The 24,396-nt window shown below is 63.1% G+C and carries 30 protein-coding genes and 1 pseudogene; 14 read left to right on the forward strand and 17 right to left on the reverse strand.

The window, feature by feature from the left end; genetic code table 11:
* Positions 1-15: 15 nt before the first annotated feature.
* Both QA643_RS22615 and QA643_RS22620 read left to right on the forward strand, forming a co-directional pair.
* Complete coding sequence (locus QA643_RS22615) at positions 16-327, forward strand: type II toxin-antitoxin system HigB family toxin (RefSeq protein ID WP_283028104.1); 312 nt, start codon at positions 16-18, stop codon at positions 325-327.
* Positions 312-710 carry an XRE family transcriptional regulator gene (locus QA643_RS22620; RefSeq protein WP_283028105.1) on the forward strand — a complete coding sequence of 133 codons (399 nt, stop codon included), beginning with the start codon at positions 312-314 and terminating at the stop codon, positions 708-710. The genes QA643_RS22615 and QA643_RS22620 overlap by 16 nt, the downstream gene beginning before the upstream one ends.
* A gap of 81 nt (positions 711-791) precedes the next feature.
* On the opposite strand, the gene QA643_RS22625 is transcribed toward QA643_RS22620, so the two are convergent.
* The 3 genes from QA643_RS22625 to QA643_RS22635 form a co-directional block, all read right to left on the reverse strand.
* Positions 792-1,277: a hypothetical protein gene (locus tag QA643_RS22625; RefSeq protein ID WP_283034892.1), complete on the reverse strand. Its 486-nt coding sequence runs from the start codon at positions 1,275-1,277 to the stop codon at positions 792-794.
* 181 nt (positions 1,278-1,458) lie between these two features.
* The gene (locus QA643_RS22630; RefSeq protein ID WP_283028106.1) at positions 1,459-1,911 is read right to left on the reverse strand and encodes a DNA polymerase III subunit chi; all 453 of its coding nucleotides are present in this window, start codon (positions 1,909-1,911) and stop codon (positions 1,459-1,461) included.
* Positions 1,912-1,926: 15 nt separating this feature from the next.
* A complete protein-coding gene (locus tag QA643_RS22635; RefSeq protein WP_283028107.1) occupies positions 1,927-3,429 on the reverse strand; it encodes a leucyl aminopeptidase in 1,503 nt (500 codons plus the stop codon).
* Between the two features lie 347 nt (positions 3,430-3,776).
* On the opposite strand from QA643_RS22635, the gene lptF reads away from it, so the two are divergent.
* The 7 genes from lptF to QA643_RS22670 all read left to right on the forward strand — a co-directional run bounded on the left by lptF (position 3,777) and on the right by QA643_RS22670 (position 12,531).
* The gene (gene lptF, locus QA643_RS22640; RefSeq protein WP_283028108.1) at positions 3,777-4,946 is read left to right on the forward strand and encodes an LPS export ABC transporter permease LptF; all 1,170 of its coding nucleotides are present in this window, start codon (positions 3,777-3,779) and stop codon (positions 4,944-4,946) included.
* Positions 4,943-6,040 carry an LPS export ABC transporter permease LptG gene (gene lptG / locus QA643_RS22645; RefSeq protein WP_283028109.1) on the forward strand — a complete coding sequence of 366 codons (1,098 nt, stop codon included), beginning with the start codon at positions 4,943-4,945 and terminating at the stop codon, positions 6,038-6,040. The genes lptF and lptG overlap by 4 nt, the downstream gene beginning before the upstream one ends.
* A 98-nt stretch (positions 6,041-6,138) precedes the next feature.
* Positions 6,139-8,535 (forward strand): LPS-assembly protein LptD, encoded by a 2,397-nt coding sequence (locus tag QA643_RS22650; protein WP_283028110.1) that lies wholly within the window; start codon positions 6,139-6,141, stop codon positions 8,533-8,535.
* A 71-nt stretch (positions 8,536-8,606) separates the two neighbouring features.
* Positions 8,607-9,548, forward strand: a complete 942-nt coding sequence (locus tag QA643_RS22655) for a SurA N-terminal domain-containing protein (protein WP_283028111.1) — start codon at positions 8,607-8,609, stop codon at positions 9,546-9,548.
* A complete protein-coding gene (gene pdxA, locus QA643_RS22660; RefSeq protein ID WP_283028112.1) occupies positions 9,548-10,597 on the forward strand; it encodes a 4-hydroxythreonine-4-phosphate dehydrogenase PdxA in 1,050 nt (349 codons plus the stop codon). Before QA643_RS22655 ends, pdxA begins: the two co-directional genes overlap by 1 nt.
* On the forward strand, positions 10,594-11,460 hold the full coding sequence (gene rsmA / locus QA643_RS22665) for a 16S rRNA (adenine(1518)-N(6)/adenine(1519)-N(6))-dimethyltransferase RsmA (RefSeq protein ID WP_283028113.1): 867 nt from the start codon (positions 10,594-10,596) through the stop codon (positions 11,458-11,460). The genes pdxA and rsmA overlap by 4 nt, the downstream gene beginning before the upstream one ends.
* 12 nt (positions 11,461-11,472) lie before the next feature.
* Entirely contained in the window at positions 11,473-12,531 is a 1,059-nt protein-coding gene (locus QA643_RS22670) for an alcohol dehydrogenase (RefSeq protein WP_283028114.1), read from the forward strand.
* A 54-nt stretch (positions 12,532-12,585) separates the two neighbouring features.
* Here QA643_RS22670 and QA643_RS22675 read toward each other — a convergent pair whose 3' ends face one another.
* Complete coding sequence (locus tag QA643_RS22675; RefSeq protein WP_283028115.1) at positions 12,586-12,909, reverse strand: YnfA family protein; 324 nt, start codon at positions 12,907-12,909, stop codon at positions 12,586-12,588.
* A 63-nt stretch (positions 12,910-12,972) separates the two neighbouring features.
* Positions 12,973-13,686 (reverse strand): hypothetical protein, encoded by a 714-nt coding sequence (locus QA643_RS22680; RefSeq protein ID WP_283028116.1) that lies wholly within the window; start codon positions 13,684-13,686, stop codon positions 12,973-12,975.
* A gap of 102 nt (positions 13,687-13,788) precedes the next feature.
* Here QA643_RS22680 and QA643_RS22685 point away from each other — a divergent pair, with 102 nt between their 5' ends.
* A complete protein-coding gene (locus tag QA643_RS22685) occupies positions 13,789-14,277 on the forward strand; it encodes a helix-turn-helix domain-containing protein (protein ID WP_283028117.1) in 489 nt (162 codons plus the stop codon).
* A 160-nt stretch (positions 14,278-14,437) separates the two neighbouring features.
* Here QA643_RS22685 and QA643_RS22690 read toward each other — a convergent pair whose 3' ends face one another.
* The 4 genes from QA643_RS22690 to QA643_RS22705 all read right to left on the reverse strand — a co-directional run bounded on the left by QA643_RS22690 (position 14,438) and on the right by QA643_RS22705 (position 16,418).
* The gene (locus QA643_RS22690) at positions 14,438-15,088 is read right to left on the reverse strand and encodes a laminin B domain-containing protein (protein ID WP_283028118.1); all 651 of its coding nucleotides are present in this window, start codon (positions 15,086-15,088) and stop codon (positions 14,438-14,440) included.
* A 300-nt stretch (positions 15,089-15,388) separates the two neighbouring features.
* Positions 15,389-15,856 carry a hypothetical protein gene (locus QA643_RS22695; RefSeq protein ID WP_283028119.1) on the reverse strand — a complete coding sequence of 156 codons (468 nt, stop codon included), beginning with the start codon at positions 15,854-15,856 and terminating at the stop codon, positions 15,389-15,391.
* A 159-nt stretch (positions 15,857-16,015) separates the two neighbouring features.
* Positions 16,016-16,210 carry a hypothetical protein gene (locus tag QA643_RS22700; RefSeq protein WP_283028120.1) on the reverse strand — a complete coding sequence of 65 codons (195 nt, stop codon included), beginning with the start codon at positions 16,208-16,210 and terminating at the stop codon, positions 16,016-16,018.
* Positions 16,211-16,220: 10 nt separating this feature from the next.
* Entirely contained in the window at positions 16,221-16,418 is a 198-nt protein-coding gene (locus tag QA643_RS22705; RefSeq protein WP_283028121.1) for a hypothetical protein, read from the reverse strand.
* 350 nt (positions 16,419-16,768) lie between these two features.
* Between QA643_RS22705 and QA643_RS22710 the strand changes: the two genes are divergently transcribed.
* Positions 16,769-16,933: a polyhydroxyalkanoate synthesis regulator DNA-binding domain-containing protein gene (locus tag QA643_RS22710; RefSeq protein WP_283028122.1), complete on the forward strand. Its 165-nt coding sequence runs from the start codon at positions 16,769-16,771 to the stop codon at positions 16,931-16,933.
* A gap of 98 nt (positions 16,934-17,031) precedes the next feature.
* Here QA643_RS22710 and QA643_RS22715 read toward each other — a convergent pair whose 3' ends face one another.
* From QA643_RS22715 to QA643_RS22740, 6 genes are all read right to left on the reverse strand, one after another.
* Positions 17,032-17,424 carry a hypothetical protein gene (locus QA643_RS22715; RefSeq protein ID WP_283028123.1) on the reverse strand — a complete coding sequence of 131 codons (393 nt, stop codon included), beginning with the start codon at positions 17,422-17,424 and terminating at the stop codon, positions 17,032-17,034.
* On the reverse strand, positions 17,405-17,755 hold the full coding sequence (locus QA643_RS22720) for a hypothetical protein (protein WP_283028124.1): 351 nt from the start codon (positions 17,753-17,755) through the stop codon (positions 17,405-17,407). Before QA643_RS22720 ends, QA643_RS22715 begins: the two co-directional genes overlap by 20 nt.
* A 157-nt stretch (positions 17,756-17,912) precedes the next feature.
* Positions 17,913-18,074 (reverse strand): hypothetical protein, encoded by a 162-nt coding sequence (locus QA643_RS22725; protein ID WP_283028125.1) that lies wholly within the window; start codon positions 18,072-18,074, stop codon positions 17,913-17,915.
* Between the two features lie 46 nt (positions 18,075-18,120).
* On the reverse strand, positions 18,121-18,684 hold the full coding sequence (locus tag QA643_RS22730; RefSeq protein ID WP_283028126.1) for a GrpB family protein: 564 nt from the start codon (positions 18,682-18,684) through the stop codon (positions 18,121-18,123).
* Between the two features lie 198 nt (positions 18,685-18,882).
* Positions 18,883-19,485, reverse strand: a complete 603-nt coding sequence (locus QA643_RS22735) for a hypothetical protein (protein ID WP_283035097.1) — start codon at positions 19,483-19,485, stop codon at positions 18,883-18,885.
* A 261-nt stretch (positions 19,486-19,746) separates the two neighbouring features.
* Positions 19,747-19,914 (reverse strand): hypothetical protein, encoded by a 168-nt coding sequence (locus QA643_RS22740; protein WP_283028127.1) that lies wholly within the window; start codon positions 19,912-19,914, stop codon positions 19,747-19,749.
* Between the two features lie 299 nt (positions 19,915-20,213).
* Here QA643_RS22740 and QA643_RS22745 point away from each other — a divergent pair, with 299 nt between their 5' ends.
* The 3 genes and pseudogenes from QA643_RS22745 to QA643_RS22755 all read left to right on the forward strand — a co-directional run bounded on the left by QA643_RS22745 (position 20,214) and on the right by QA643_RS22755 (position 22,755).
* A complete protein-coding gene (locus QA643_RS22745; RefSeq protein ID WP_283028128.1) occupies positions 20,214-20,435 on the forward strand; it encodes a hypothetical protein in 222 nt (73 codons plus the stop codon).
* A gap of 96 nt (positions 20,436-20,531) precedes the next feature.
* Positions 20,532-21,300, forward strand: a pseudogene (locus tag QA643_RS22750) (caspase family protein); the annotation flags it as partial.
* A gap of 297 nt (positions 21,301-21,597) precedes the next feature.
* Positions 21,598-22,755, forward strand: a complete 1,158-nt coding sequence (locus QA643_RS22755; RefSeq protein ID WP_283028130.1) for a hypothetical protein — start codon at positions 21,598-21,600, stop codon at positions 22,753-22,755.
* 18 nt (positions 22,756-22,773) lie between these two features.
* Here the strand turns inward: QA643_RS22755 and gmk are convergent, their stop codons facing one another.
* Both gmk and QA643_RS22765 read right to left on the reverse strand, forming a co-directional pair.
* A complete protein-coding gene (gmk, locus tag QA643_RS22760) occupies positions 22,774-23,427 on the reverse strand; it encodes a guanylate kinase (protein WP_283028131.1) in 654 nt (217 codons plus the stop codon).
* 3 nt (positions 23,428-23,430) lie between these two features.
* Positions 23,431-24,318 (reverse strand): YicC/YloC family endoribonuclease, encoded by an 888-nt coding sequence (locus QA643_RS22765; protein ID WP_283028132.1) that lies wholly within the window; start codon positions 24,316-24,318, stop codon positions 23,431-23,433.
* Positions 24,319-24,396: the final 78 nt, after the last annotated feature.

Below are 24,396 nucleotides of genomic sequence, written 5' to 3' on the forward strand. Positions count from 1 at the left end.
GATACTTATTGCCATATGCAGGTGATCGCCCGGCGGACGCTGAAGGATTTTTGGGTGCGTCACCCACGATCCGAGGGTCCGATTCGCGCGTGGCTTACGGTTGTATCCGCCGCGCATTGGGCAAACCCGGCGGAGATAAAGCGCCAATTCGGGAGCACGGTCGATTTCGTAGGCGACAACCGGGTCATATTTGATCTCGGCGGCAACAAATATCGATTGGTAGTTCACGTGTCCTTTGCATTTGGTCGCGTGCTTGTGAAGTTTATCGGTACCCATCCAGAATATGACCGCATCGATCCGGAGACTGTTTCATGGCGAAAAAAATAAACCGCCCGCTTCGCTCCGAGGCCGACTACGACGAGGCACTCGCTGAGATCGAGCGATACTTCGAAATGGAGCCGAAGCCAGGGACGCCGGAGGCCGATCGCTTCGATCTTCTCGCATTGATCATTGAGGACTATGAGCGTAAGCGCTGGCCGATCGAGCCGCCGAGTACGATAGATGCGATCCGTTACAGCATGGAAATGGGCGGCTACACCCAAGCCGATCTTGGTCGCCTGCTCGGCTCGCGCCAGCGTGCATCAGACATTCTCGCCAGAAAACGTCGCTTGACCATGGGAATGGCGTGGAAGCTGCACCGCGAATGGGGCATCCCGGCAGAAGCACTTATCGCACCGCAGCCAATACGCGGACGACGATCGGCTGCATAGCCGCTCAAAAAGACGATTTGTCCGTCACCATTCGATTCTGGCTGGAGGCTGAGATAACGCGAACCGGCGTGACGTCAACGATTACGCCGCCGGCTTCTTCCTTGGCTTGGCGCCCTTGGCCGGCGCCGCAGCCTCCGGTCCGCGCTCGATCGAGGTCAGGCGTCCGCCGGTGAAGGTGTAGAGGCCGGCGCGCGAACCGCGCGAATAGGTGACGACCGCCACGCGATCGCCGCGCGGGTTGTTGGAAAGGCTGACATTGTCGGGCGCGCCGATGCCGCGCACCACGTCGCACTCGGTATGGCCGAGCGCGACCGTGCCCGTCGTCGAGGGCGGCGGGCTGCCGGCAGCACCGTCTGCCAACGCCGTGGCGCCGGGCGCGCCCATGCCGGGACAGGCGCCATCCGCCGCGACGAGTTCATCCGGCATAACCGCCTTGGTCGGCGTCAGCGGCGGCGTTTCGATCGAGACGTTGCGAATGAAGACGCGCCCTGAGCGTGAAAACCAGTCCGCGTCCTTTGACAAAAGGTCAGCGCCACCAGCACAACCCGCAAGCGCAGGTCCGAGCAAGAGCAACGTCAGCAATGGCTTTCGATTGATCGTTCCGCGTCGCACGCTAAGACCCTGGCTCCGCCTTCTGTTGTAACCACTTGTCCGACCATCACTTTGCGGCACCACCATGGCTGCCCTCAAGATCCGGCGCAGAAACTTAAGGATTATCATTAATTCCAAAGGATTCGAACAGGGATCGCTATTGCCGCCGCCGCCAGCGGCCCCGTTCATCGGCCTGCCAATAGGTCACGTCGAACCCCCGCGCCTTGCAATCGGCCCAGGCGCCGCGCGCCGCGCTCAGCGCCTCGTCATCGTCGCCGTTGAACACCAGCACCACCCGCTCATAGCTGTCGCAATCGGCCGGCAATGCGGCGTTGTCGATCAGGAACCTGACATTGGCCCGGTTCGGATTGCCCTCCTCGATCGAGAGAATCACAGGCTGGTCCTGCGCATCGCTGGCGCGCCACGTCGCATGCGGCAGAAACGAATCGTCGCTGTAGGTCCACAAATGCGCATCGAGCGCTTCGGTACGCTCCGGCGAGGTCGATTGCACGACCACGCGCCAGCCACGCTCGAGCGATTTTTCCAAAAGCGGCGGCAATACGCTTTCGAGCGACATGCCCTGCAAATGATAGAACAGGACTTCCGTCATCGATCTGAAACCGGATTACTTGGTGGCTTCGTAATATTCCGCGACCAGCCGGTCCAGGAGGCGCACGCCGTAGCCGGATCCCCAGGAATGGTTGATGTCGGTTTTCGGCGCGCCCATCGCGGTTCCCGCGACGTCGAGATGTGCCCAGGGCGTGCCGTCGACAAAGCGCTGCAGGAATTGCGCAGCAGTGATGGAGCCGCCGTGGCGTCCGCCGGTGTTCTTCATATCGGCGAACTGCGAGTCGATCAGCTTGTCGTATTCAGCGCCGAGCGGCATGCGCCAGACGCGCTCACCGGTCTCGTTGCCGATCTTGCTCAGGCGCTCGGCCAGTTCGTCATTATTGGAGAACATGCCGGAATATTCGGTGCCGAGCGCGACCATGATCGCGCCGGTCAGCGTCGCCAGATCGATCATGAATTTCGGCTTGTGCTTCTTCGCCACGTACCAGAGCACGTCGGCCAGCACGAGCCGGCCCTCGGCGTCGGTGTTGATGATCTCGATGGTCTGTCCCGACATCGAGGTGACGATATCGCCGGGGCGCTGCGCGTTGCCGTCGGGCATGTTCTCGACCAGGCCGATGGCGCCGACCGCGTTGACCTTGGCCTTGCGCGCGGCGAGCGCGTGCATCAGCCCGACCACGCAGGCCGCGCCGCCCATGTCGCCCTTCATGTCCTCCATGCTGGCGGCGCCCTTGATCGAGATGCCGCCGGTATCGAAGCAGACGCCCTTGCCGACGAAGGCGACCGGCGCATCGCCCTTCTTGCCGCCGTTCCAGCGCATGATCACGGTGCGGCCGGGCTGGGTCGAGCCCTGGGCGACGCCGAGCAACGCGCCCATGCCGAGCTTTTCCATCGCCTTGACGTCGAGCACCTCCACGTCAACACCGAGCTTCTTGAGCTGGCTCGCGCGGCGTGCGAATTCGACCGGATACAAGACGTTCGGCGGCTCGTTGACGAGTTCGCGCGCGATGATCACACCGTCCACGACATGCCCCGCCGGCGCGAACGCCTTTCGCGCGGCGGCGACGTCCTCGACCGCGATCGAGACGTCGGCGCGCAGCGCGCCGTTGTCGTTATCCTTCTTCTTGGTCTTGTAGCGGTCGAACTTGTAGGCGCGCAGCCGCAGGCCCGCGGCAATCGCCGCGGCGGCATCGGCTTGCATCGCCCCGTCAGGCAGCTCGGCGATCACAGTGACCGTCTCGCTGGCGCCGTTGAGCTTGCCGGCGGTGACGCCGCCGAACTTTAGAAAATCCTTCTCCTTGATGTCGGCCGCCTTGCCGACGCCGACCACGATCAGTCGCTCCGCCTTGATTCCCTCCGGCGCCGGAATATCCAGCGTCGATCCGCTTTTGCCCTTGAACTGGTTGGCCGCCGCCGCCCGCTTCACGGTATCGGCCGCCTTCCCCAGCGCCTTGCGCGTCGCCTCGCCGAACTTCAAGGCGTCGTCGCAAAATGCCACGACAACGCCGCGGGGAGCTGCGGAAAAAGCGACAAAGCCGACCTTGACGGCGTCGGACATAGGTAATCCTCCAGAATGGGGCTGTGCGTGACGGGTCCGGATCGGCCCGATTATGGAATGTTCTCTTCGCTAGCGGCCCAAATCGCTCCGGACCTGACGTTTCCGGCACTATGGCCTGCAAGCCGCGCCACTGCCAAGCGCTGCCGTGACTGGAAGGCCACATAAAGCGAATTATTAACGGTATCTGGAGGCCGCCATCGCCCGGCCATTTTGTTGACAGATCAAAGGGATGGTAGTGAGACATGTGACGGCCTGACAATAGGCGGCTCGGCCAAAGGGGAACCCTTCCAAAGGGGTTGGTCGGAAGCTGCCCGTCAGGCGCGCTGGGCGAGATCGTACGGGTAACGATGGGGTCGATCGACAGGTACATCTTCCGCACGACGCTCGCGTCGTTTGCGCTGGTCCTGGTCAGCCTCACGGGCGTGATCTGGATTACCCAGGCGCTGCGCGGCATCGACCTGATGACCAGTCAGGGTCAGACCATCATCACCTTTCTCGGCATCACCAGCCTGGTGATTCCGGCGCTGGTCCTGATCATCGCGCCGATCGCGCTGATGATCGCGATCTCCCACACGCTGAACAAGCTCGCCACCGATTCCGAAATCATCGTAATGAACGCCGCCGGCTTCTCGCCGTACCGGCTGTTCCGCCCGTTCTTCTATGCCACCTGCGTAGTGGCGCTGCTGGTCACCTTCATCGGCTCCTATCTTGCGCCCGACGGCCTGCGCCGGATCAAGCAATGGGACGCCGAGATCACCGCCGACGTATTGACCAACATCCTGCAACCCGGCCGTTTTGCCCAGCTCGACCAGAACCTGACGATTCGCATCCGGGAACGCCGCCCCGGCGGCGAGCTCGGCGGCATCTTCGTCGACGACCGCCGCGATCCCAAAGAGCGCGTCACCATCATCGCCGACCACGGCACGGTGCTGAAGAACGAGACTGGTTCCTATCTGGTGCTGGAAAACGGCAATCTTGAACGTTTCGAGACCGGAAAGCGCGATCCCGCCTTCGTCGCCTTCGTTCGCTACGCCTTCGACATGTCGAAGTTCTCCAATCGCGGCCGCGACGTCGCGCTCGGCATCCGCGAACGCTACCTCTGGGAGCTAGTTTCGCCCACCGAAGACGATCCGATTTTCAAGCAGCTTTCCGGGCAGTTCAACGCCGAGCTGCATGACCGCTTCATGGCGCCGGTCTATCCCTTCGCCTTCGCGGTCCTGACCTTCGCCTTCCTCGGCACGCCGCGCACCACGCGGCAAAGCCGCAATTTCTCGATCGGTGGATCGATCCTGGCGGTGTTCGGCCTGCGCATGGTCGGATTCGCCTGCTCGGTGATGACGGTGAAGACGCCCGCCATGGCGCTCGTCCAGTATTCGATGCTGTTTGCCGCGATCGGCATCGGGCTGTGGATGATTGTGGGCGGCGTCGTGGTGGAGCCGCCGGCGGCGCTGATGGAGGCCATCAACCGCTCGAATGCGCGCCTGGCGCGGTTCTTTGGACGGCCGGCCGCAGCATGAGCATGATGACGAATACGCTCGGGCGATACTTCGCCGGCCGCTTCCTGGTCTCGGCGGTGGGCGTGTTTGCGAGCATCTTCGTGCTGCTGGTGCTGGTCGACTACATCGAAATGGTCCGCAAGACCTCCGGCCTCGCCTCGGCGTCCGCCATCACGGTGGCGCAGACCTCGCTGTACCGGGTGCCGCAACTGCTCGAAAAGCTGATGCCGTTCTGCGTCCTGATCGGCGCGATGACCTGCTATCTGGCGCTGTCGCGGCGGCTTGAGCTGGTGGTGGCGCGGGCGGCCGGCGTGTCCGCCTGGCAGTTCATCTCGCCGGCGCTGGCAAGCTCGATCATCGTCGGTACGCTGGCCACTATTGCCTACAACCCGATGTCGGCCAATCTGCGTGAACTGTCCAAGCGGATGGAGGCCGAACTGTTCGGCTCGGCGCCCGGCGGCGGCATCCAGGACGCCTCCGGCTTCTGGCTCAACCAGATCAACAGCGACGGCCAGTCGATCATCAACGCCGCGCGCAGCGAGCAGCAGGGCGTCCGGCTGACCGGCCTGACCGTGTTCCGATTCGATACCGAGCTCCAGTTCAAGGAGCGAATCGAGGCGCGTGAGGCCACCCTCGAGGAAGGCCGCTGGGCCTTCAAATCGGTACGTAGATACTCCCTTGATAAACCTCCGGTTGATCAAGACAGCTTCTACCTCTCAACCACCCTCACCCCAGCCCAGGTCCGCAACAGCTTTTCCACCCCCGAAACCGTGTCCTTTTGGCAACTGCCTGGCTATATCCGTTCTTCGGAGAGCTCGGGCTTCGCGACCGCAGGCTACCGTCTGCAGTACCATAAGCTCATCGCACAGCCATTTTTGCTGGCTGCAATGGTGATGTTGGCGGCTTCCGTGAGCCTTCGCTTCTTCCGGATGGGCGGCGTGCAGAAGATGGTTTTGAGTGGCGTGGGCGCAGGGTTTCTGCTCTACGTTCTATCGAAAGTTACTGAGGATTTGAGCAAGGCTGAGTTGATGCATCCCATCGCTGCGGCGTGGTTGCCCGTCTGTGTGGGTGGCCTCACCGGATTTTTGGCCTTGTTGTACCAGGAGGACGGGTAGTGGCCGTTGTCGCCGCCCGCCAGTTGAGGTCGCCTGCGTTCAGGCGGTGCACCCCCGTGCGCCGCTATCGAGCCCGCTTGGCCGCCGTTGGCGTACCGATGTTTGCCCTGCTTGCCGGGTTGGTCCTGGCTGGCACGATCGAGCTTGCCTTGACCGCGCCGGCCTCGGCGCAGGGATTCACCTACAACCCGCGCCCGCCCAAGCCGGCGCCGCGGCCGGTCAGCAATGACGGCCGCATGACCGTGCAAGCGGTCGAGGTGGATTACGATTACAACAACCAGCGCGTGTCGGCGGTCGGCAACGTGCAGATGTTCTACAACGGCACCAGCGTGGAGGCCGACAAGGTCGTTTACGACCAGAAGACCAAGCGGCTGCACGCGGAAGGCAACATCCGCCTCACCGATGCGGAAGGCAAAGTCACCTACGCCAACATCATGGATCTGAGCGACGACTACCGTGACGGTTTCGTCGACTCGCTGCGCGTCGACACCGCCGATGACACGCGCATGGCGGCATCGCGCGCCGACCGTTCGGCCGGCAATTACACCGTGTTCGAAAACGGCGTGTATACCGCCTGCGCGCCGTGCAAGGACAACCCGAAGAAGCCGCCGCTCTGGCAGGTCAAGGGTGCGCGCATCATCCACAACCAGACCGACAAGATGCTGTATTTCGAGAACGCGCAGCTCGAATTCTTCGGCGTCCCGATGGCGTATCTGCCGTACTTCTCGACGCCCGATCCGACCGTGAAGCGCAAGACCGGCTTCCTGATGCCGGGCTACAGCTCCAATTCGACCTATGGCTATGCGGTGGAGACCCCGTTCTACTGGGCAATCGCGCCGGATTATGACGCGACCTTCAATCCGCGCTTCACCACCCGCCAGGGCGTGCTGTTCCAGGGCGAATTCCGGCAGCGGCTGATCAACGGCTCGTACCAGATCCGTGCCTATGGCATTAACCAGCTCGATCCCGGCGCGTTCGCTGGGCAGCCGGGCGACCGCGACTTCCGCGGCGGCATCGACACCAAGGGCCAGTTCGCCCTCAATGACAAATGGGTCTGGGGTTGGGACGGCGTCCTGCTGTCGGACTACTACTTCTTCTCGGACTACCGGCTGGCGCAGTATCGCGATCCGCTGGGCTCGTTCCTGAGCCTGCCGACCGAAGCGATCTCGCAGCTCTACCTGACCGGCGTCGGCAACCGCAGCTTCTTCGACGCGCGCACGATCTATTACCTCTCCTTCTCCGGCAGCCAGGACAAGGTGCCGGTGATCCACCCTGTCATCGACTACAACAACGTCTTCAATCACCCGATCCTCGGCGGCGAGGTCAGCTACAAGACGAACTTCACCAGCCTGTCGCGCACGACGGCGGCCTTCGACCCGATCACGACGCTGGCCAATACCAACGGCCTGTGCCTGACCGCGTCGGCCGATCCGCTCGCTCGCATCCCCTCGCAGTGCCTGCTGCGCGGCATGCCCGGCACCTATACGCGGCTCACCGCCGAAGCGCAGTGGCGGCGCTCCTACACCGATCCGATCGGCCAGATCTGGACGCCGTTTGCGATTCTGCGCGCCGACGCGATCGACGCCTCGATCTCGAACCAGCCCGGCGTTTCGAACTTCTTACCCGTCGGCGACACCCAGGCGGTCCGCCTGATGCCGACAGTCGGCCTCGAATATCGCTACCCCTTCATCAACGTTCAGCCGTGGGGCACCACCACGATCGAGCCGATCGCGCAGATCATCCTGCGCCCGAACGAGACCTTCGCCGGCCGTCTGCCGAACGAAGACGCACAGAGCATGGTGTTCGACGCCTCTAACCTGTTTGCGGTCGACAAGTTCTCCGGCTACGACCGCGTCGAAGGCGGCGGACGCGCCAATGTCGGCGTGCAGGCGACCACGCAATTCGATCGTGGCGGCAGCATCAACGTGCTGTTCGGCCAGTCCTACCAGCTGTTCGGCCTGAACTCGTTCGCGGTCGCGGACGCGACCAATACCGCGCTGAATTCCGGCCTGCAGAACACCCGCTCCGACTACGTCGGACGCATCAATTATTCGCCGAACCGCACCTATACGTTCAGCGTGCGCTCGCGCGTCGATGAGGCGACCTTGAACGTCAACCGCTTCGAAGCCGAGGGACGCGCCTCGTTCGACCGCTGGTCGGTCAGCATGATGTACGGCAACTACGCCGCCCAGCCGGAACTCGGCTATCTGACCCGGCGCGAAGGCCTGCTCGGCACCGCGTCGATCAAGCTGGCGGCAAACTGGGTAGTGTCGGGCGCAGCACGTTGGGACCTTGAAGCCAACAAGCTGAACCAGTACATCATCGGCGCTGGCTATGTGGACGACTGCTTCGTGCTGGCCGCCAACTACGTCACGTCCTACAACTACTCTGCCGGAGCGGCGCCGCCGGTGCTCAATCATGCTTTCATGCTGCAGATTGGCCTGCGGACCATTGCGAACTCGTCCTCGTCGGCCAGCCCCGCCGGCTTCCAATAGCGTGAGGCCTGACCGTGCCGGAGGGTACCCAGCGAGAACGCGGTACGAATGGTTGATACGGCAGACATGACATGACGACCCCTATGCTCCGGCCTCGCCGACTGCACTCACTGACCGCCGGCTGCGCCCTCGCCCTCGCCACGCTGGCCGCCGGCATCTCACCGCTGCCGGCGCAGTCGATTGCCTGCATGGTCAATGGTGAGCCGATCACCGGCCTCGACATCGAACAGCGCACCAAGCTCAATTTTCTGACCACGCGCAAACAATCGACGAAGCAGGAAATTCTCGACGAGTTGATCAACGACAAGGTCAAGATCAAGGAAGCCAAGCGATATGGCGTCGATCCCGGCGCCAGCGACATGGATCAGGCCTTTGCGGGGATGGCGCAGCGCATGCGCCTCACGCCCGATCAGCTCTCCAAATCGCTGGAGAGCCAGGGCGTGCGGCCGGAAACGCTGAAGGCCCGCCTCAAGTCCGAGATGGTCTGGGGCAGCCTCGTCCGCGGCCGCTTCAAGGAAAGCCTGCAGGTCGGCGAAAAGGACGTCGCCACCGCCGCGCAGCAAGGCGGCGAGTCGACCCAGGTCGACGCGTTCGAATACCGGCTGCAGCCGATCGTGCTGATCGTGCCGCGCGGCTCGGCCCAGGGCGCGATCGATCAGCGGCGCAAGGAAGCGGAGACCTTGCGCGAACGCGTGCAGAGCTGCGATCAGGCCAACGACTTTTTCAAGTCGATGCAGAATGCCGCAATCCGCCCGGCCGTGACCAAGACTTCGGCCGACATCCCCGGCCCGCTGCGTGAGCTCCTGGACAAGACGCCGGTCGGCCGTCTGACCCCGCCCGAGATCACCAAGCAGGGCGTGGAGATGGTGGCGCTGTGCGAGCGCAAGCCGACCAAGATCGACACGCCGAAGAAGCGTGAAATCCGGGAAAAGATGTACACCCAGAAATACGAGGCAAAGTCGAAGTCTTACCTGGCGGACATTCGCAAGGCCGCAATGATCGAATGCCGTTGATGGCCGGGGATCCGCATTCCGAGGCTGTGAAGACCACGTCTTCGAGGATCCGGGCTCTCGCGCTGACATCCGGCGAGCCCGCGGGCATCGGCCCTGATATCGCGCTCACCGCTTGGCTGCGCCGCAGCGAGCTGGATCTGCCGCCGTTCTATCTATTGGGCGACCGCGCGTTCTTCGCCGAGCGGGCGAAGCTGCTGGACCTGCCGGTCGCGTTCACCGAAGCCACGCCCGAGGACGCCTGCGCGGCGTTCGCAACAGCCCTGCCCGTGGTCGACACCGGCGAAACCGCCACCGCGCGCCCCGGACAACCCGACGAGACCAGCGCGAGCGCCGCGCTTGCCTCGATCCGTCACGCGGTCGATCACGTCAGGAGCGGACGCGCCGGCGCCGTCGTCACCAACCCGATCGCCAAGAGCGTGCTGTACCGCGCCGGCTTCCGCCATCCCGGCCACACCGAATATCTCGCCGAGCTAGCCGCCGACGGCGGACGCACACCGCAGCCGGTGATGATGCTGTGGTCGCCGGCGCTTGCCGTCGTTCCCGTCACCATCCACGTGTCGCTGCGCGAGGCAGTAGCCCAGCTCACCAGCGATCTGATCGTGACGACCGCGAAGATTGCGGCTGCGGACATGAAAGCGCATTTCGGTCTGGCGCGGCCGCGGCTCGCCGTGTCGGGCCTCAACCCGCATGCCGGCGAGGACGGCTCGCTCGGCAGCGAAGACATCGACATTGTCGCGCCAGCCGTGGAGGCGCTGTGCAAGGCCGGTATCGACGCCAGGGGACCGTTGCCGGCCGACACCATGTTCCACGCCGCCGCGCGCAAGACCTATGACTGCGCCGTCTGCATGTATCACGACCAGGCGCTGATCCCGATCAAGACCATCGCGTTCGAGGACGCGGTCAACGTCACGCTCGGATTGCCGTTCATCCGCACCTCGCCCGATCACGGCACCGCCTTCGACATTGCCGGGACCGGCAAGGCCAACCCGTCGAGCCTTGCCGCGGCGCTGCGGCTCGCCGCGCGCATGGCGGCAACCAAACCTTTATGAGCGCGATCGACGATCTGCCGCCACTGCGCGAGGTCATCCGCGAACATTCCCTGTCGGCACGCAAATCGCTCGGCCAGAATTTCCTGCTCGACCTCAACCTCACCGCGCGGATCGCGCGCGCCGCGGGTCCGCTCGAAGGCGCCACCATCATCGAGGTCGGCCCGGGGCCTGGGGGGCTGACGCGGGCGCTGCTGGCGCTCGGCGCCAAGCGCGTCATCGCGGTGGAGCGCGACGAGCGCGCGCTGGCCCCGCTCGATTACATTGCAAAGCGCTATCCCGGGCAGCTCGAGATCGTGCATGCCGACGCGCAGCGCTTCGACCCGCGCCCCATGCTGGGCGGCGAGCGCGCCAGGATCGTCGCCAACCTGCCCTACAACATTGCGACCGCGCTCCTGGTCGACTGGCTCTCGATCGAGCCATGGCCGCCCTGGTACGACATGATGGTCCTGATGTTCCAGCGCGAGGTCGCCGAGCGGATCGTCGCGAAAGAGAATGAAGAGGCCTATGGCCGCCTCGGCGTGCTCGCCAACTGGCGTGCCGAGACCAAAATCCTGTTCGATATTTCCCCCGCCGCCTTTGTGCCGCAGCCGAAGGTGACCTCCTCGGTGGTACGCCTCGTGCCGCGCGCGGCCCCTGAAACCTGCGATCGCCGCGCGCTCGAGCAGGTGGCCGCAGCGGCGTTCGGCCAGCGCCGCAAGATGCTGCGGCAGAGCCTGAAATCGCTCTCGGTCGACCCGGCACGCCTCGCCGCGGCTGCACAGATCGATGCGACGCGGCGCGCCGAGACCATTCCCGTCTCGGGCTTCGTTGCCATGGCCCGTGAATTGGTCGATATACGAAACGCAAGAACAAACGCCGTATAAGGAGTGAACGCCATGGCGCGAATGATCCGCCAATCCCTCGTCAAATTCGATGCGCCATTGTGCGAAACCATCGTCGAGACGCCGAAGCCGCAGGGGCGCGAAGTTCTGGTGCGCATCGAGCGCTGCGGTCTCTGCCATTCCGACCTGCACATCCAGGACGGCTATGCCGATCTCGGCGGCGGCAAGAAGCTCGACACCACGCGCGGCATGACGCTGCCGTTCACGCTCGGCCACGAGATCGCCGGCGTTGTCGATGAGGTCGGCCCCGATGCACCGAAAGAGCTGATCGGCAAGAAGCAGGCGGTATTCCCCTGGATCGGCTGCGGCCAGTGCCGCGACTGCGCCAATGGCGATGAAAATCTCTGCGTCAAGCAGCGCTTCCTCGGCGTCTCCATCGACGGCGGCTTTGCCACCCACGTGCTGGTGCCCGACGCAAAGTATCTGCTCGATTACGATCCGCTGCCGGTCAACCAGGCGGCAACGCTGATGTGCTCAGGCGTGACGGCCTATGGCGCGCTGAAGCGGCTGGTCGACCGTCCGCGTCAGCGCAACCTGCTGCTGATCGGGCTTGGCGGCGTCGGCATGATGGGGCTGTCGTTCGCGCAGGCGATGTTCAAGCAGAATATCACGGTCGCCGATCTCTCGCCGGCCGCGCGCGAGACCGCGCTGAAGAACGGCGCAGCCAACGCCTATGACCCGGCCGAGCCCGAGATTGTCAGGCGCATCCTCAAGGAAACCGAAGGCGGCTTCGACGGCGTCGTCGATTTTGCCGGCAACGAGAAATCGATGCAGTTTGCCGTTTCGACAGTGGCGCGCGGCGGCAAGGTCGTAGTCTCCGGTCTGATGGGCGGCAATTTCAGCCTGCCGATGGTGCAATGGGTCTACAAGCGCATGACCATCGAGGGCTTCATGGTCGGCACGCTCGCGGAGGCCAAGGAACTGATGGCGCTCGCCCGCGCCGGCAAGATCAAGCCGACACCGATGAAGGAAGAGCCGATGGCCGATGTCCAGAAATGGATCGACGAGCTGCGCGCCGGAAAGGTCGTTGGGCGTATCGTGCTGAAGAACTGAGATGGCGCACGCGTCACTGCGATGATGAATTGCAGTGGCGCGTCATCGTCGCACTCATCCCCGCGGCCCCCACAATATCACGGCAGCACCGACCAGACACAGGCCGGCGCCTGCGACGTCCCAGCGATCCGGGCGAATGCTCTCGATCGTCCACAGCCAGGCCAGCGACGCGACAATATAGATGCCGCCATAGGCGGCGTAGGCGCGTCCCGCCGCGTCGGTCTCGACGAGCGTGAGCAGGTAAGCAAACAGGACCAGCGAGAGCAGGCCGGGAAACAGCCACCAGACAGGCTTGCCAAGACGCAGCCAGGCCCAAAAGGCGAAGCAACCGGCAATCTCCGCAACAGCGGCGCCGGCATAGACGACAACGGTTTTCATGGAACGAACGTCGCACGGCATCCGCTGCCGCTCAAGGCAGCGGATGGTTTGGCTGGCGCGGGATCAAGCCCGCAGCATGCGGATCAGAGGCTTTTCGATCAATGGCCAGAGAACAGCGACCGTCATCAACGTCGTCGACAGCACCATCATGACCAGCGTTGCAGTCGCCGCCTTGCGCCGCGTACGCCTGGATTGCCATGCGATCCACCCCCATGCGCCGAGGACGGCGAGGATGGCGAGCGCGGTGACCCACACATGGACGCTGACGAGCCACGCCAGCAGAGTCCCGGTGCTGGCGAGAACCGCGGCAGGAAGCGCAAACGGCAGGACGCAGCACACGCCGCAGGCGACCGCGCCGGTCGAAAGCGTCACGGCCGTGACGCCCGCTGCCTTCGAGCCTGCCGGCTCTTTCGAAGCCACCTTGGGAGGCACCGAGCTGGCGCAGGCGCAGGAAGGCGCGGACGCCTGGGCCAGGAACGGCTCGAACAGGCTGTCGGCGGCCTCGCGTGCCGCTTCCGGCGCGGCGATGGTGAGGCGGATTTCGTCTTCGGCTTCGTGCAGGTCGAAGGCAAGAAACCCGCAGCAAAGCTGCTCGTTGCGAACCATCTCGGCCACGCGGGCGCGTGCTTCGGGCGCATAGCGCAGTTCCAGCACGAGATCGCGGCGCCGATGGCCGCGGAGCGCATCCCGGTTCAGGGCAGCGATCCAGGACATCCGGTTCTTGTGCTCTCCTGGCGTCAAGGTGCAGGCGATGGGGGCGGCTTCGACGATCGACATGCAATATCTCTCCTGAAGATGATTGGATGGGACATTGCGGGAATCGTACTTCCTCAAGTAACTTGAGGTTCAAGCGAAATGTTCTACAGAGAAGACAGATAGATGAGCGCCATGAAGATAGGCGTGCTGGCCCGCCGCACCGGCACCAACGCGCCGATGATCCGCTACTATGAGGAAATCGGACTGCTGCGGTCGGCGAACCGTCAGGCGGGCGGCCAGCGCGTTTATGGCGATGCCGATGTAAAGCAGTTGACCTTCATCCGCCGCTGCCGCGAATTCGGCTTCTCGATCGATCAGGTGCGCTCGCTCGTCAAGCTGATGCAGGATCCGTCGCTGTCGTGCATGCATGCCCGCGACCTCGCCCACGAGCATCTGGTTGCCGTGCGCACCAAGGTCGCGGAGCTGAAGGGGTTGGAGCGCAGCATCGCGGCTTTCGTCGCGAGCTGTGATGCATCATGCGCCGGCGGGCCGGGCCCTGATTGTGTCATCCTCGATGATTTGTCGAAAGGCCGGACGGCAAGGTCCAAGTCTTCGTCCAAGTCTTCGTCTAAGTCTTCGGCTCAGCGCTCGAATTGCAGTGCGTGTTCGTAACGCGCGGCTCCCTGCGCAGATGCCGCTTCTTTCGCCGCGGCGGGAATGACTCGCTGAGGCGGCTCAGATCATCACCCTTCTCACCGCCATCGAGTTGACGTCACCAAAAGAGAGACCGCCCGAAGGCGGTCTCTCGGCATAGCGATAATCTTCCGACGCTTCAGCCTATCTTGAACGAGACCTGCTTTCGTCGGCGGTACGTCATGAATCCGACGCCGGCGAAGCCCAGCAGCATCATCGCCCAGGTGGATGGCTCGGGAACGGCGGCTGTCATCAGCCGCACATTGTCGAGCCCTTCCGTTTCCCCACCGCCGATGTACTCACCGCGAATCTGCAGTTTTGTGACATTGGACAGAATGGTTGCGAGATTGCCTCCGAGGGTGGCCTGGTTCAGTTGAACTTCAAGATGATACCAGCCTTGGCCCACGGGGTTGATGTTCGAGCTAAAGGAGGCCGAGCTCCCTCCACCTGAAATGATGAGATCAACATCGTTGAAATATGAAGTACCTGTGAAAACTTTGATATCCCAGCTCAGCGTCCCGCCGGCGTAGGCACTCAGATTTCCCAGAAATTTTGCCGGCGCGATATAGTAACCCGTCCCTCCCTGAGGATTTGTCTCGATGCCCTGAAGATAGCCGCCCGGATTACCGCCAGCGTTTTGCCAGTTCGCCGAATAATCGTGATAGTCGGCATCAACGGCGGTCCATCCATCCGCGCCCGAATTGAAGTCGCTCACAATCGTAGCTGCCGAAACCTGCGCGGCTGATAGGCTTAGTATCAGCGCCGCGGTCGCAATAATGCTTTTTGCCATATTAACTCCATTTTCACTGAGATGCCAAAACGGCCCAATTAATTTCAATTAGCAGTTTTAAAGTGTCAATGGACTTCGCCATTAGGTCGGGGAGCTTCACTCACGCGACATGATCGCGCGTGAGCCACGAGGAAACACTTGATCTATTGGAGAAATAACGCCGGACGCCACTGTTCAAATGCGGTTCGCCTTGGCGAATTGCTCAAAATAAATGCGCGAACCGCAATTGGAATTTCTCGGCTCCACGCGCCGACCTCGGCGATTATCTCGCGACTTTCCCAGTAGTCGGGACAGCTACAATCAACCCGCCGCCGCCTGCTTCTTCGCCCGCGGCAAGAATGGCTTGAACGGCCGCTTGATCGCGCCGGTGCAAGCCCGCGTGACGGTCTTGCCGCCGTCAGTCCAGCTCTGCGTGCCCTTCAGCTTCGCGCTGCGCCGCACGAAGCTGCCGCTGTACTTCGCCTCATATTGCCGACTGCCGCCTTTCCAGCTGCCCTGAAGTTCGATCTTCGCGGCGCTGATCGTGCCGGTGCCCTGCTCGGCTGTGGCTTCGACCGCGGCGTTGCGCAGTCGCACCACATGGGTGTAGCGCGCGGCGCCGCCGGAAACCGAGACCTCGATGGCCTCGCGCATCTGGCCGCTGGTGAACGGCAATTTTTCGCACACCATCGTGCCGCGATAGGTGGCATCCAGCACCTGCCCCGCAACGGGCGTGCCCGCCATCCCCATCATCGCCGCCGCCAGCACTGCACGTCCGCCCCGCATCATGGCCGCCCCCCTGAAAATTCCTTGTTTGCAATTCGGGCACATCGTACCGGGCGCGATGGGCAAGGTCGATAGAGGTGCAAACCGCTTCGCTGCCGCAACATGGCGGTGGGGCTGAGACTTTCCTGGATCGATGGCGCGAGGCGCTTGCGTTGAGGTCGATCAGCAGGCGGCATCGCGGATCGGCGGCTCGCCCTCCGTCGCGCCCGTTTCGATCAGCCACTCCCGCTCCTTGGCCAGCAGACGATAACCGGCCGCGATATCGAGATATCGCTTCCGCGTTTCGTCAACATCCGTTGTCGCAGCCAGCGCCTCGAATTCAGCCGCTCGCTGCAGATACTCCGTCACGCTACGCACGGCGTCCCCTTCATTTGGGAGGTTGCAGGCCGGGCGAGCGGAGCCATTCGTCCATGTGAGCAGCGGTCTCTGCCCGTCGCGCTTTCCGTTCGAGCTCCAGCCGCTCGATGCCGGGCGGCAGTTTCTCGGCTTCCGCGCGCCAGCGTTCGGCCTCCTGCGTGAGGCGGTCTGGAAAGGACAGAATGTGCTTGAACCGGCGTCGCTGCATGGCGCGGCTCCATTCCCTGAGAGGATGGCGGGAGCGCAACTGGCGATCTCATCACCGATAGATGCCTTGGGACGGTGCGATGACGGGAACATCATGCGTCCTGCCCGCCGGCGGCGCTACCGTTTTATTTCGCTCCATTCAGGAAACTTATCGATTTTCGCTCAAGTAGCGGCAATTGAGTAAGCGGCGCTGACTGATCGCAGCTCGGATATATCCGCCCTCCCCGACGCTTTTCGAGTTGATTTGAGAGCTATCCGCAACCGCCTAAATGGCGCGGCTCCGACACCGTGATCGTGGTGCATCCGGTCGAGGTAGCTCACGCGCATTCCAGTCAGACAAGGCCGCCGACGATGGCAAAGCTCATCCAGCGCCACGCGCAATCCCGGCTCTACGATACGCAAGCCGCTTGCTATGTACCGATAATGGATCTCCGCGAATGGCGGTCGCGCGGGCTTGCGTTCACGGTCGTGGACGCCGAAACGAACCAGAACATCGCGGCAAGTATGCTGGCCTAGCCATCGGACTTGAAGCTGCCTGAACCGCCGCTCACCGCGAGCCGTCGCTCAGGCACGCAATCCTTCGCGCCGGCGGCGACGGTTGCTTGGCGGCGATTTCAGCAAGCCGCACCTGCTCCTTGAGCTTCTGCAACTCGGAGAACCTTTTTTGCAGACTTTCCCTGCGGATCAGAACTGTCGACCTGGCAAATCGGACTTTCCGTTCCATCGCCATACTCTCCCTGCCACGCGGGAACATACCGCCACAACATGACGGCAATTGTTAACCAGTTCACAAGCGACATCAGGAATTGTGGCGCCGGCTCCGGCTGGCCTGTCGGCAGGCAAAACGCCTCGATCGCAACGAATGGCGCTGCGCGCTCGGCCGGCATCCCGTCGAATTGAAGATCGAGCGGCTTTGCCCATTTCAGCCGGCGCTTGGCGAACATTTCCAGCTTTGGCTCGATGCCTGCGGACACCCGCTGCGTCCAATCAATTTGGTTCGCCCTCATCCACCATCCCGCTGACCTGATCGCCACCCCGTCGAGCGCGGTCAGGCCTGCCAAGCCAAAACAGAAACATCGCCAGCGCCAGCCCTGGTAAACCAAATCCAAGCCAGAAGCCGAAGACGAATTCGCTGTCGCCGGGTTCTCTCGCTTGCCAGGCAAACAGCAAAGCCAGAAGCGTGGGACCCAGCAGGAAAGTCGCAACGAGATTCAGCGCGTTTGATCTCATGGTCGCGGCTTGCTGTGCGAAAAACCCGCCGACGGTTGCCGTTCGGGACGATCTGGATCGGGTGCAGATGAGCGTTGGTAACGTACGATCTTCGGGAACCTGCGTCATTGGCGGCGCCAGCGAATGCATCGGTCGTTTGGAGTTTCACTTAAAGATCGCCTAACGGGCAGCATCATTTTCGCCGCCTGACGTTAATTTCAGCATCGTTTGCTGGCGATCAGGCGGCGGATGACGCCTTCGGCCCCGATCCGCTCCGCGCCACCGGTCACGGCGACTTCGCATTGGATATCCGGTACCGCAGCAGCATCGAGCCGCCCTCCAGCACTTCGCTGCGCTCCAGCGTCATGGCCGTCAGCGGCGCCCATCGCGGATCGGCAAACGGCGGTCCAGCGCCGACTGCTTCGGCCGCGTGTAACGACGGTGACAATGCCGTTAACGCGGATGCTCGACGCGTAGCGAGCGCATCATCAGCGTCATTCTAGCGCTGGACTGTGTTGCGTCCGGGCATGCCACGCACGCGCCTTTTCCGTCGTTTCCTCGACGAAGCTGTTCTTGCCGGTTCGGTAGGCCTTGATGTCGTCCTGAGACGAGACGGCAAGGCTGCGCTTGATAGCGGCATAGGCGCGGGCTGCCTCGGGATGGGCGCGCAGATAATCGCGAAACACCAGAAACGCCTCCGTCCGCGGATGGCACGTCTCCATCAGATGCACATGATGAGTCCACGGTCCCGGAGGGCCTTTGCGAAAAAACAGTTCGCCAGGCAGCCACGAAGCGTATTCCGGAATATAGACATACCCCAGCTCTTGCATCGGCCCGACGCATCGCTCTAATGCCTCGTCGAAGCTCCGCACGCCGACCAGCAGATCAATAATCGGCTTGGATGGAAGCCCCGGCACTGCCGTGCTACCGATGTGCTCGACCGTCAAGACGAGCTGGCCGAGCGCATTCCGAATGATCGTGCTCTCCTTCTCGAACAACACCGGCCAGGCGGAATCATAGTCGCAGACAACAATCGAACCCGCCCCGTATTTCTCCATGCTCGCCCCCCGATTGTCTCGCGGGATCGTAACACGCAGGTCGGGGCGGATAAATCACGACTGGGTTATTGCATCCGTCGCGAAGGGGCGTCGACGCCGGCGCAACACGATGGATGATTTCTTGTCAAAGCGGTGGTCGACCTTGCCGGCATAGATCAGGTGTTGCCCCTTGCGGCGGCCGAGATAGATGCCGTCCGCCTACCATCGTCGACGTGGTTTGCGGTGGAAGGTCACCTCGATCAGCACCGCCATCACAGCCATGAAAATGATAATCGCCGCTATCATGGCTCGAGGGCTCATCACGACCGCTTCTCCGACCGGCGGCGGCTTGGCCCGGTGCTGCGGAAGCTCCTGATCGGGCCAGCGGTCCAGGATCGTCATGACCACCGGCTCCGCCGTGATCGCTGCCAACTTGCCTTGGCCCCATGCGCGCAAATCATCCGTTGTCAGCGATGCTCCAGGCATCGGGCCGACATCAGCGATCGCCAGCGGCTTCGGCTTAGCTGCGTCATCCCCGGAAATCGAGGCCTGTGCATCCAGCGGATTGCGAGGCTTTGCCAGCTGGCGTTCTGACGATGGGCGGGAGTTCGCTGCGGCGTTGCTTGATGAGGTTGGCCAATGCAACAGGGATTTAGAAAGCATCGGCTTGCCTTCGTACCAGCATTTTCGGCCGTCGATCAGCCGATAGGACCAATAGGATTGCGCATTTGACGGCCGTTCCGCGCTGCACTGCTTCGCTTGCGTCGGCGTCGCCGCAAAGAAAACCGCAACCGTCACACCGGCCACCTCGGCGCCGAACATTATCAACCGAAATCTGTTCATTACGCACCCACGCAACAATGGAACTGTTGAACAACAAACCTCAGTAACTTCAGGAAGTTAGATAATCGATTAAGTCAGAAATGGGGCAGTTATCCACAGTTTATGCACAGGCTCCCCGCGCCTTTGCCGGGCCTGAAAACGAGACGCGCGGGGCATGGGTGACACTCTCGAAACGAGATCAGTGGCAATAGTTTCAAGCGAAGCGCACCTTACGTTGGCGGTCGCATGCAAAACCCGATGTCATTGATCCTCGGCTGTCTCGCCGGGTGCCGGCTGCAGTGAACTCAATGCTGCATCGACCTTCTCTAAGAGCCGCTCCAGCTCGGCGCGCTCATTCGGTCCCGGATCCTCTCCCAGCCTGCGCAGCAGTTGCTGTTTTTGAGCGAGTAGCTTCGCAAGTGATGTCATGGCATTTTCGTCCGAATACGAAGCCAGAGGGCGCATCGACCAAAATCGATCAAGCGTTCAGAACGGCCTCCGGTTCCTTAAGCTCACGAGCACATCGTCGCCGTTGAAAACCGACATGAGCACGATCATCGAGCGACAAGTCCTGCCGGCACGATAAGCGTCGTCCACGATCGAAACCCAGCTAGCTCACTGCAATGTTCCCCGGCGGAACATGAGATGATCGCGCCATCAAAATCTCCGCCGTTCGGAACGAATGCCCTCCCAAGCCTTTGGTCCTCGATCGACAAGAGGAGGTATCTATGAAGCTTTCTGTCTTGACGATTGCGACCCTGCTTACGATCGGAGCCATTGGCTCCGCCAACGCTATCGAGTTTGGCGTCGGGCCCGGAGGCGTTTACGTCGGTCCCGGCTATGATCGCCCCTACTATCGTGATTACAGAGATGACTGCCGGATCGTGATCCGCGAACGCTTCAACCGCTTTGGTGAGCGCGTCAGGATCCGCGAGCGCATCTGTGACTAAACCGCGCTCGACGGCTATTAAGAAGGCGATCAGATCACGCCCGGCTTGAACGCCGGGCGGTGTCGACGCGTTTACTCGATCACCTCGTCCGCAGCGCGCGAGGCCGATGTCGATTTCCAGATGGTCGACGTCAACCTCGTGCTGCGGCAGATGCAGGGCTCGGGCACGCGGCTCAACATGGTGATCCTCGATGCCTGCCGTAACAACCCGTTCGGCGCGCGCGGCCTGCGCGCTTCCGACGGCGGCCTGGCGCAGATGCGCGCGCCGGAAGGCACGCTGATCTCCTATGCGACGCAGCCCGGCAATGTCGCGCTCGACGGCACCGACGGCCCCAGCCCCTACACCAAGGCGCTCGCCATGACGATCAAGCAGGCCGGGCTCGACATCTTCCAGACCTTCAACCAGGTCGGCCTCGCCGTGAAGCGCCAGACCGGCGGATCGCAGCAGCCCTGGGGTGTCGTCCTCGCCGACCGATGGCAATTTCTATTTCGTGCCCCCTGCCCCGGCACCGCAGCAGCTCGCCGCGGTTGCACCACAGTCGGAGCCGCTGGCTTCGACGCTGCGTCCCGATCCCGACCGCATTCCGATCAAGGATCCGGTCCTGCTGCGCGAGTTGAGCGACGCGACCGCCTGTTCGAGCTCAACTACGATCCGGAGCCGCTCGACAGCAAGAACGGCATGCGCGTCGCGACCGCCAAGTTTCAGGAGAAGGGTCAGGATGACGCCGTTAGGTGAAGCCACCGAGGGCGTGCTGACGCGGCTGCGCAAGATGGAGGACCTCAAACCGTGGGGCTCGATCCTCTACGGGCCCGACAACGACAAATGGGGCATGTCCTGGAATCACGCTTCGCGCCGCGGCTCGGTCCAAGGCTTGAGCTGGACCAGCACGGGGCGATTCTCGGGCCACACCGGCTCCGGCTCGTTCGTGCGGTCGGACGGCTGCACCGGACGTTGGACCGCTTCTAAACAATAGCCCTCCTGCACGGCCGAAACGCCCTGATTTTCCGACGATATTACATGGCCTTAGCCCGCCCGAATTGCGGCAGCGCGGCAGCCGCAATTATACCCCATCCGCTCCAAAATCGCGGCTCATTGCGACCCAAGTCTCTGACCAGATTGGCGGCATCAAGCGTCGCGTTGCGTTGCGTGTCCGGGGTTGCAGATGTCGAAGTGTTCCGTGAAATTCGTCCCGGCGTTGTTTGCCGGTGTCGTCGCAGGAACAAACCTCGCCACCGTGACGGATCTCCGGGCGCAAACGATGGACGCCGTTGCGGAAGCCCCGATGCAGCTCGCCCAGGTCGCCGACAGCTGCCGGTCGGCACCGAGCGGCGCGACGCCTGCGGGCAGCCATTGGTACTATCGCATCGACCGCGTCACCAAGCGGCAGTGCTGGTATCTGCGCGAGGAAAGCGAGAAGGCCGACGACAAGTTCGCACGCGCCGCCCCGCCAGAATCGGCGCCGGCAACGCCGCCTACGGCTGACGAATCGCGCACCCGCAAATTCGCCGAAGCGCGCGCCGAATATGTTGCCCAGCAGCCCCGCGCCGAGGCGGTCAGGGCAGAGACGCGGTCGATCGAAGCAGCGCCTGCGCCGGTGGCCCAGAATCAGCGCGCGGCGATGCCGAACGTGCTCGCCCCCGCGCCGCTGTCGAGCATGCGCTGGAACGACGCCGCCACCGCAAGCGCTTCGACCAATCCGGCTCCGCTTCAGGTCGCTGCGGTCGCCGCCGCGCCTGTCGAACAGCAGCCGCAGCAGTCGCAGACAGAATATGCGCAGCAGCCGACGGCGGAGCAGATCGCAGCTGTCGCGGTAGAGCCGGCAAAGCCGCCGACCGCCTCATTGCAGAAGCTGCTTCTGGTGATGGCGGCCGCGCTCGCGCTCGCCGGCCTCACGGTCAGCGCCATCGTCAGGATCGGCCGGATGCGGGCTCGCCGCGCGATGCGGAAGAAACGGCGCGCGATGTGGGATTCCGCCCGCGTCAAGAAACGTGCACCGCAGCCGATGTTCCACGACGAGGACGCCAAGCTGCGGCGCGCCCCCGCCATGCAGCCCGCGCGCGCCCCGCGCGACCACGCCTTCCAGGAGCGGGGATTCCAGGGCCGCGGCTTTCAGGATCGGCCATTCCAGGACCAGCCATCTCAGAACCGGGCGTTGCAGGACCGCGCATTCCAAGAGCGGACCCGCGTGCCCCGCGAGCGGTCGCGCGCAGCGCCGGAGTCCTACGCGCCCGCCAACCGGCGCCCGGTGTCGCAGGAGCGGGAGCGCGAACAGCAGGTTACGGAAATGCTGGCCCGCCTCGCCCGCAGCGCGCAGACGTAACGAAGCGGCAAGCGTCAGCTATTTCTCGAGCTGGCGCCGCAACCCGAGAACGAAGTCTGAAAGCCCGACTTGCCGATCTCGCTTTAACTGTTCCGCGCGCAAGATCGATTTCACGGCTTCGAACGCTATTCCGATGTTGTCGTTGACCACGATGTAATCGTAGGCGTCGAAATGGCTCATCTCGTCGCCAGCCTTTCTCATACGGCCGCGGATGATCTCATCGGAATCTTGCGCCCGCGTGTGCAGTCGTTGTTCCAGTGCCGACACTGACGGTGGAAGGATGAAAACACTGACCACATCATTCGGCGATTTATCGCGCAGTTGTTGGGTGCCCTGCCAGTCGATATCGAACAGCACGTCCTGCCCGGACGATAATGCCCTTTCGACCGGCGCCCGTGGCGTGCCGTAACGGTTGTCAAATACGGTCGCCCACTCCAGCAGCTCGCCGTTTGTGACCATCGTCTCAAACTGGGTGTGATCGACAAAGAAGTAGTCCTTGCCGTCAACCTCACCGGGCCGCTTCGGCCTGGTGGTCGCCGACACTGACATCTGCAGCGCAGGTGTCTCGGCAATCAGCATGCGCGACAGCGTCGTCTTGCCCGCGCCCGAGGGCGAGGACAGCACGAACATCAACCCGCGCCGTTCAACTCCGTCGAAACCGGAAGCCACCATCCCTTACTCCAGATTCTGGACCTGCTCGCGGAACTGCTCGACCACGTTCTTCATTTCGAGGCCGGTCTGGGTCAATTCCAGATCATTCGATTTAGAGCAGCAGGTGTTGACCTCGCGGTTGAACTCCTGGGCGAGGAAGTCGAGCCGCCGCCCAACCGGGCCGCCTTTGCCGATCATCTCGCGCGCCTGCGCGACATGCGAGGCGATGCGGTCGAGCTCTTCGCGGATGTCGGCCTTGGTCGCGATCATGATCGCTTCCTGATGGAGCCGGTCTGGGTCGAAGCGCTCGGAGGTTTCCAATAGCGCCGTGACCTGCTCGGCGAGCCGCGCGCGGATCGCCTCCGGCTTGCGGCCGGGGGCCGCCTCGGCCTTTTTCGCCAGCCGCTCGATTTCATCCATGCGCTGGATCAGGATTTGCCCGAGCGTCACGCCCTCGCGGCGGCGCATCTCGACGAGGTTGCCGAGCGCCTGCTCGAAGGCCGTGACCGCCGCATCCCGCGCCGCCTTGTCTTCGGCCTCGTCGCTTTCGGGCTCGACGACCTCGATGACGCCCTTGATGCCGAGTAGCCCGTCGATGCTCGGCGCCACCGCGTCGATCTTGGCGGCCAGCTCGCCCGCGACCTTCACGACCGAGGCGAGCACGTCGTCATTGATGCGCACGGTCGAGACCGCGTTGGCGCGCTTGACGTTGAGGTTGGCGTAGACGGTGCCGCGCGACAGCACCTCGCCGGCGCGTTTCTTGGCAAAGGCTTCCACCTCGTCCCAGCCGGGCGGCAGGCGCAAGCGCATGTCAAAACCCTTGGCGTTGACCGACTTCAGTTCCCATTCGAACGTATAGGGCCCGCTGGCGCCGTGACTCCGGGCAAAACCGGTCATGCTCGATAGCGCCATCGCGTAACACTCTCCGAAAGACAGGGATTTCGAGACTCGAAAGAACGGCGCGACCTTAAGCCGATTTCCGCCAAAGTG

Source organism: Bradyrhizobium sp. CB3481 (assembly GCF_029714305.1).
GTDB lineage: Bacteria > Pseudomonadota > Alphaproteobacteria > Rhizobiales > Xanthobacteraceae > Bradyrhizobium.

Bases quoted from the DNA above. Each gene is read 5' to 3' on its own strand.
- QA643_RS22615 (WP_283028104.1), top strand. From the start codon at position 16: ATGCAGGTGATCGCCCGGCGGACGCTGAAGGATTTTTGGGTGCGTCAC.
- QA643_RS22620 (WP_283028105.1), top strand. From the start codon at position 312: ATGGCGAAAAAAATAAACCGCCCGCTTCGCTCCGAGGCCGACTACGAC.
- QA643_RS22630 (WP_283028106.1), bottom strand. From the start codon at position 1,911: ATGACGGAAGTCCTGTTCTATCATTTGCAGGGCATGTCGCTCGAAAGC.
- QA643_RS22635 (WP_283028107.1), bottom strand. From the start codon at position 3,429: ATGTCCGACGCCGTCAAGGTCGGCTTTGTCGCTTTTTCCGCAGCTCCC.
- lptF (WP_283028108.1), top strand. From the start codon at position 3,777: ATGGGGTCGATCGACAGGTACATCTTCCGCACGACGCTCGCGTCGTTT.
- lptG (WP_283028109.1), top strand. From the start codon at position 4,943: ATGAGCATGATGACGAATACGCTCGGGCGATACTTCGCCGGCCGCTTC.
- QA643_RS22650 (WP_283028110.1), top strand. From the start codon at position 6,139: ATGTTTGCCCTGCTTGCCGGGTTGGTCCTGGCTGGCACGATCGAGCTT.
- QA643_RS22655 (WP_283028111.1), top strand. From the start codon at position 8,607: ATGACGACCCCTATGCTCCGGCCTCGCCGACTGCACTCACTGACCGCC.
- pdxA (WP_283028112.1), top strand. From the start codon at position 9,548: ATGGCCGGGGATCCGCATTCCGAGGCTGTGAAGACCACGTCTTCGAGG.
- rsmA (WP_283028113.1), top strand. From the start codon at position 10,594: ATGAGCGCGATCGACGATCTGCCGCCACTGCGCGAGGTCATCCGCGAA.
- QA643_RS22670 (WP_283028114.1), top strand. From the start codon at position 11,473: ATGGCGCGAATGATCCGCCAATCCCTCGTCAAATTCGATGCGCCATTG.
- QA643_RS22675 (WP_283028115.1), bottom strand. From the start codon at position 12,909: ATGAAAACCGTTGTCGTCTATGCCGGCGCCGCTGTTGCGGAGATTGCC.
- QA643_RS22680 (WP_283028116.1), bottom strand. From the start codon at position 13,686: ATGTCGATCGTCGAAGCCGCCCCCATCGCCTGCACCTTGACGCCAGGA.
- QA643_RS22685 (WP_283028117.1), top strand. From the start codon at position 13,789: ATGAGCGCCATGAAGATAGGCGTGCTGGCCCGCCGCACCGGCACCAAC.
- QA643_RS22690 (WP_283028118.1), bottom strand. From the start codon at position 15,088: ATGGCAAAAAGCATTATTGCGACCGCGGCGCTGATACTAAGCCTATCA.
- QA643_RS22695 (WP_283028119.1), bottom strand. From the start codon at position 15,856: ATGATGCGGGGCGGACGTGCAGTGCTGGCGGCGGCGATGATGGGGATG.
- QA643_RS22705 (WP_283028121.1), bottom strand. From the start codon at position 16,418: ATGCAGCGACGCCGGTTCAAGCACATTCTGTCCTTTCCAGACCGCCTC.
- QA643_RS22710 (WP_283028122.1), top strand. From the start codon at position 16,769: ATGGCAAAGCTCATCCAGCGCCACGCGCAATCCCGGCTCTACGATACG.
- QA643_RS22715 (WP_283028123.1), bottom strand. From the start codon at position 17,424: ATGAGGGCGAACCAAATTGATTGGACGCAGCGGGTGTCCGCAGGCATC.
- QA643_RS22720 (WP_283028124.1), bottom strand. From the start codon at position 17,755: ATGACGCAGGTTCCCGAAGATCGTACGTTACCAACGCTCATCTGCACC.
- QA643_RS22730 (WP_283028126.1), bottom strand. From the start codon at position 18,684: ATGGAGAAATACGGGGCGGGTTCGATTGTTGTCTGCGACTATGATTCC.
- QA643_RS22735 (WP_283035097.1), bottom strand. From the start codon at position 19,485: ATGTTCGGCGCCGAGGTGGCCGGTGTGACGGTTGCGGTTTTCTTTGCG.
- QA643_RS22740 (WP_283028127.1), bottom strand. From the start codon at position 19,914: ATGACATCACTTGCGAAGCTACTCGCTCAAAAACAGCAACTGCTGCGC.
- QA643_RS22745 (WP_283028128.1), top strand. From the start codon at position 20,214: ATGAAGCTTTCTGTCTTGACGATTGCGACCCTGCTTACGATCGGAGCC.
- QA643_RS22755 (WP_283028130.1), top strand. From the start codon at position 21,598: ATGTCGAAGTGTTCCGTGAAATTCGTCCCGGCGTTGTTTGCCGGTGTC.
- gmk (WP_283028131.1), bottom strand. From the start codon at position 23,427: ATGGTGGCTTCCGGTTTCGACGGAGTTGAACGGCGCGGGTTGATGTTC.
- QA643_RS22765 (WP_283028132.1), bottom strand. From the start codon at position 24,318: ATGGCGCTATCGAGCATGACCGGTTTTGCCCGGAGTCACGGCGCCAGC.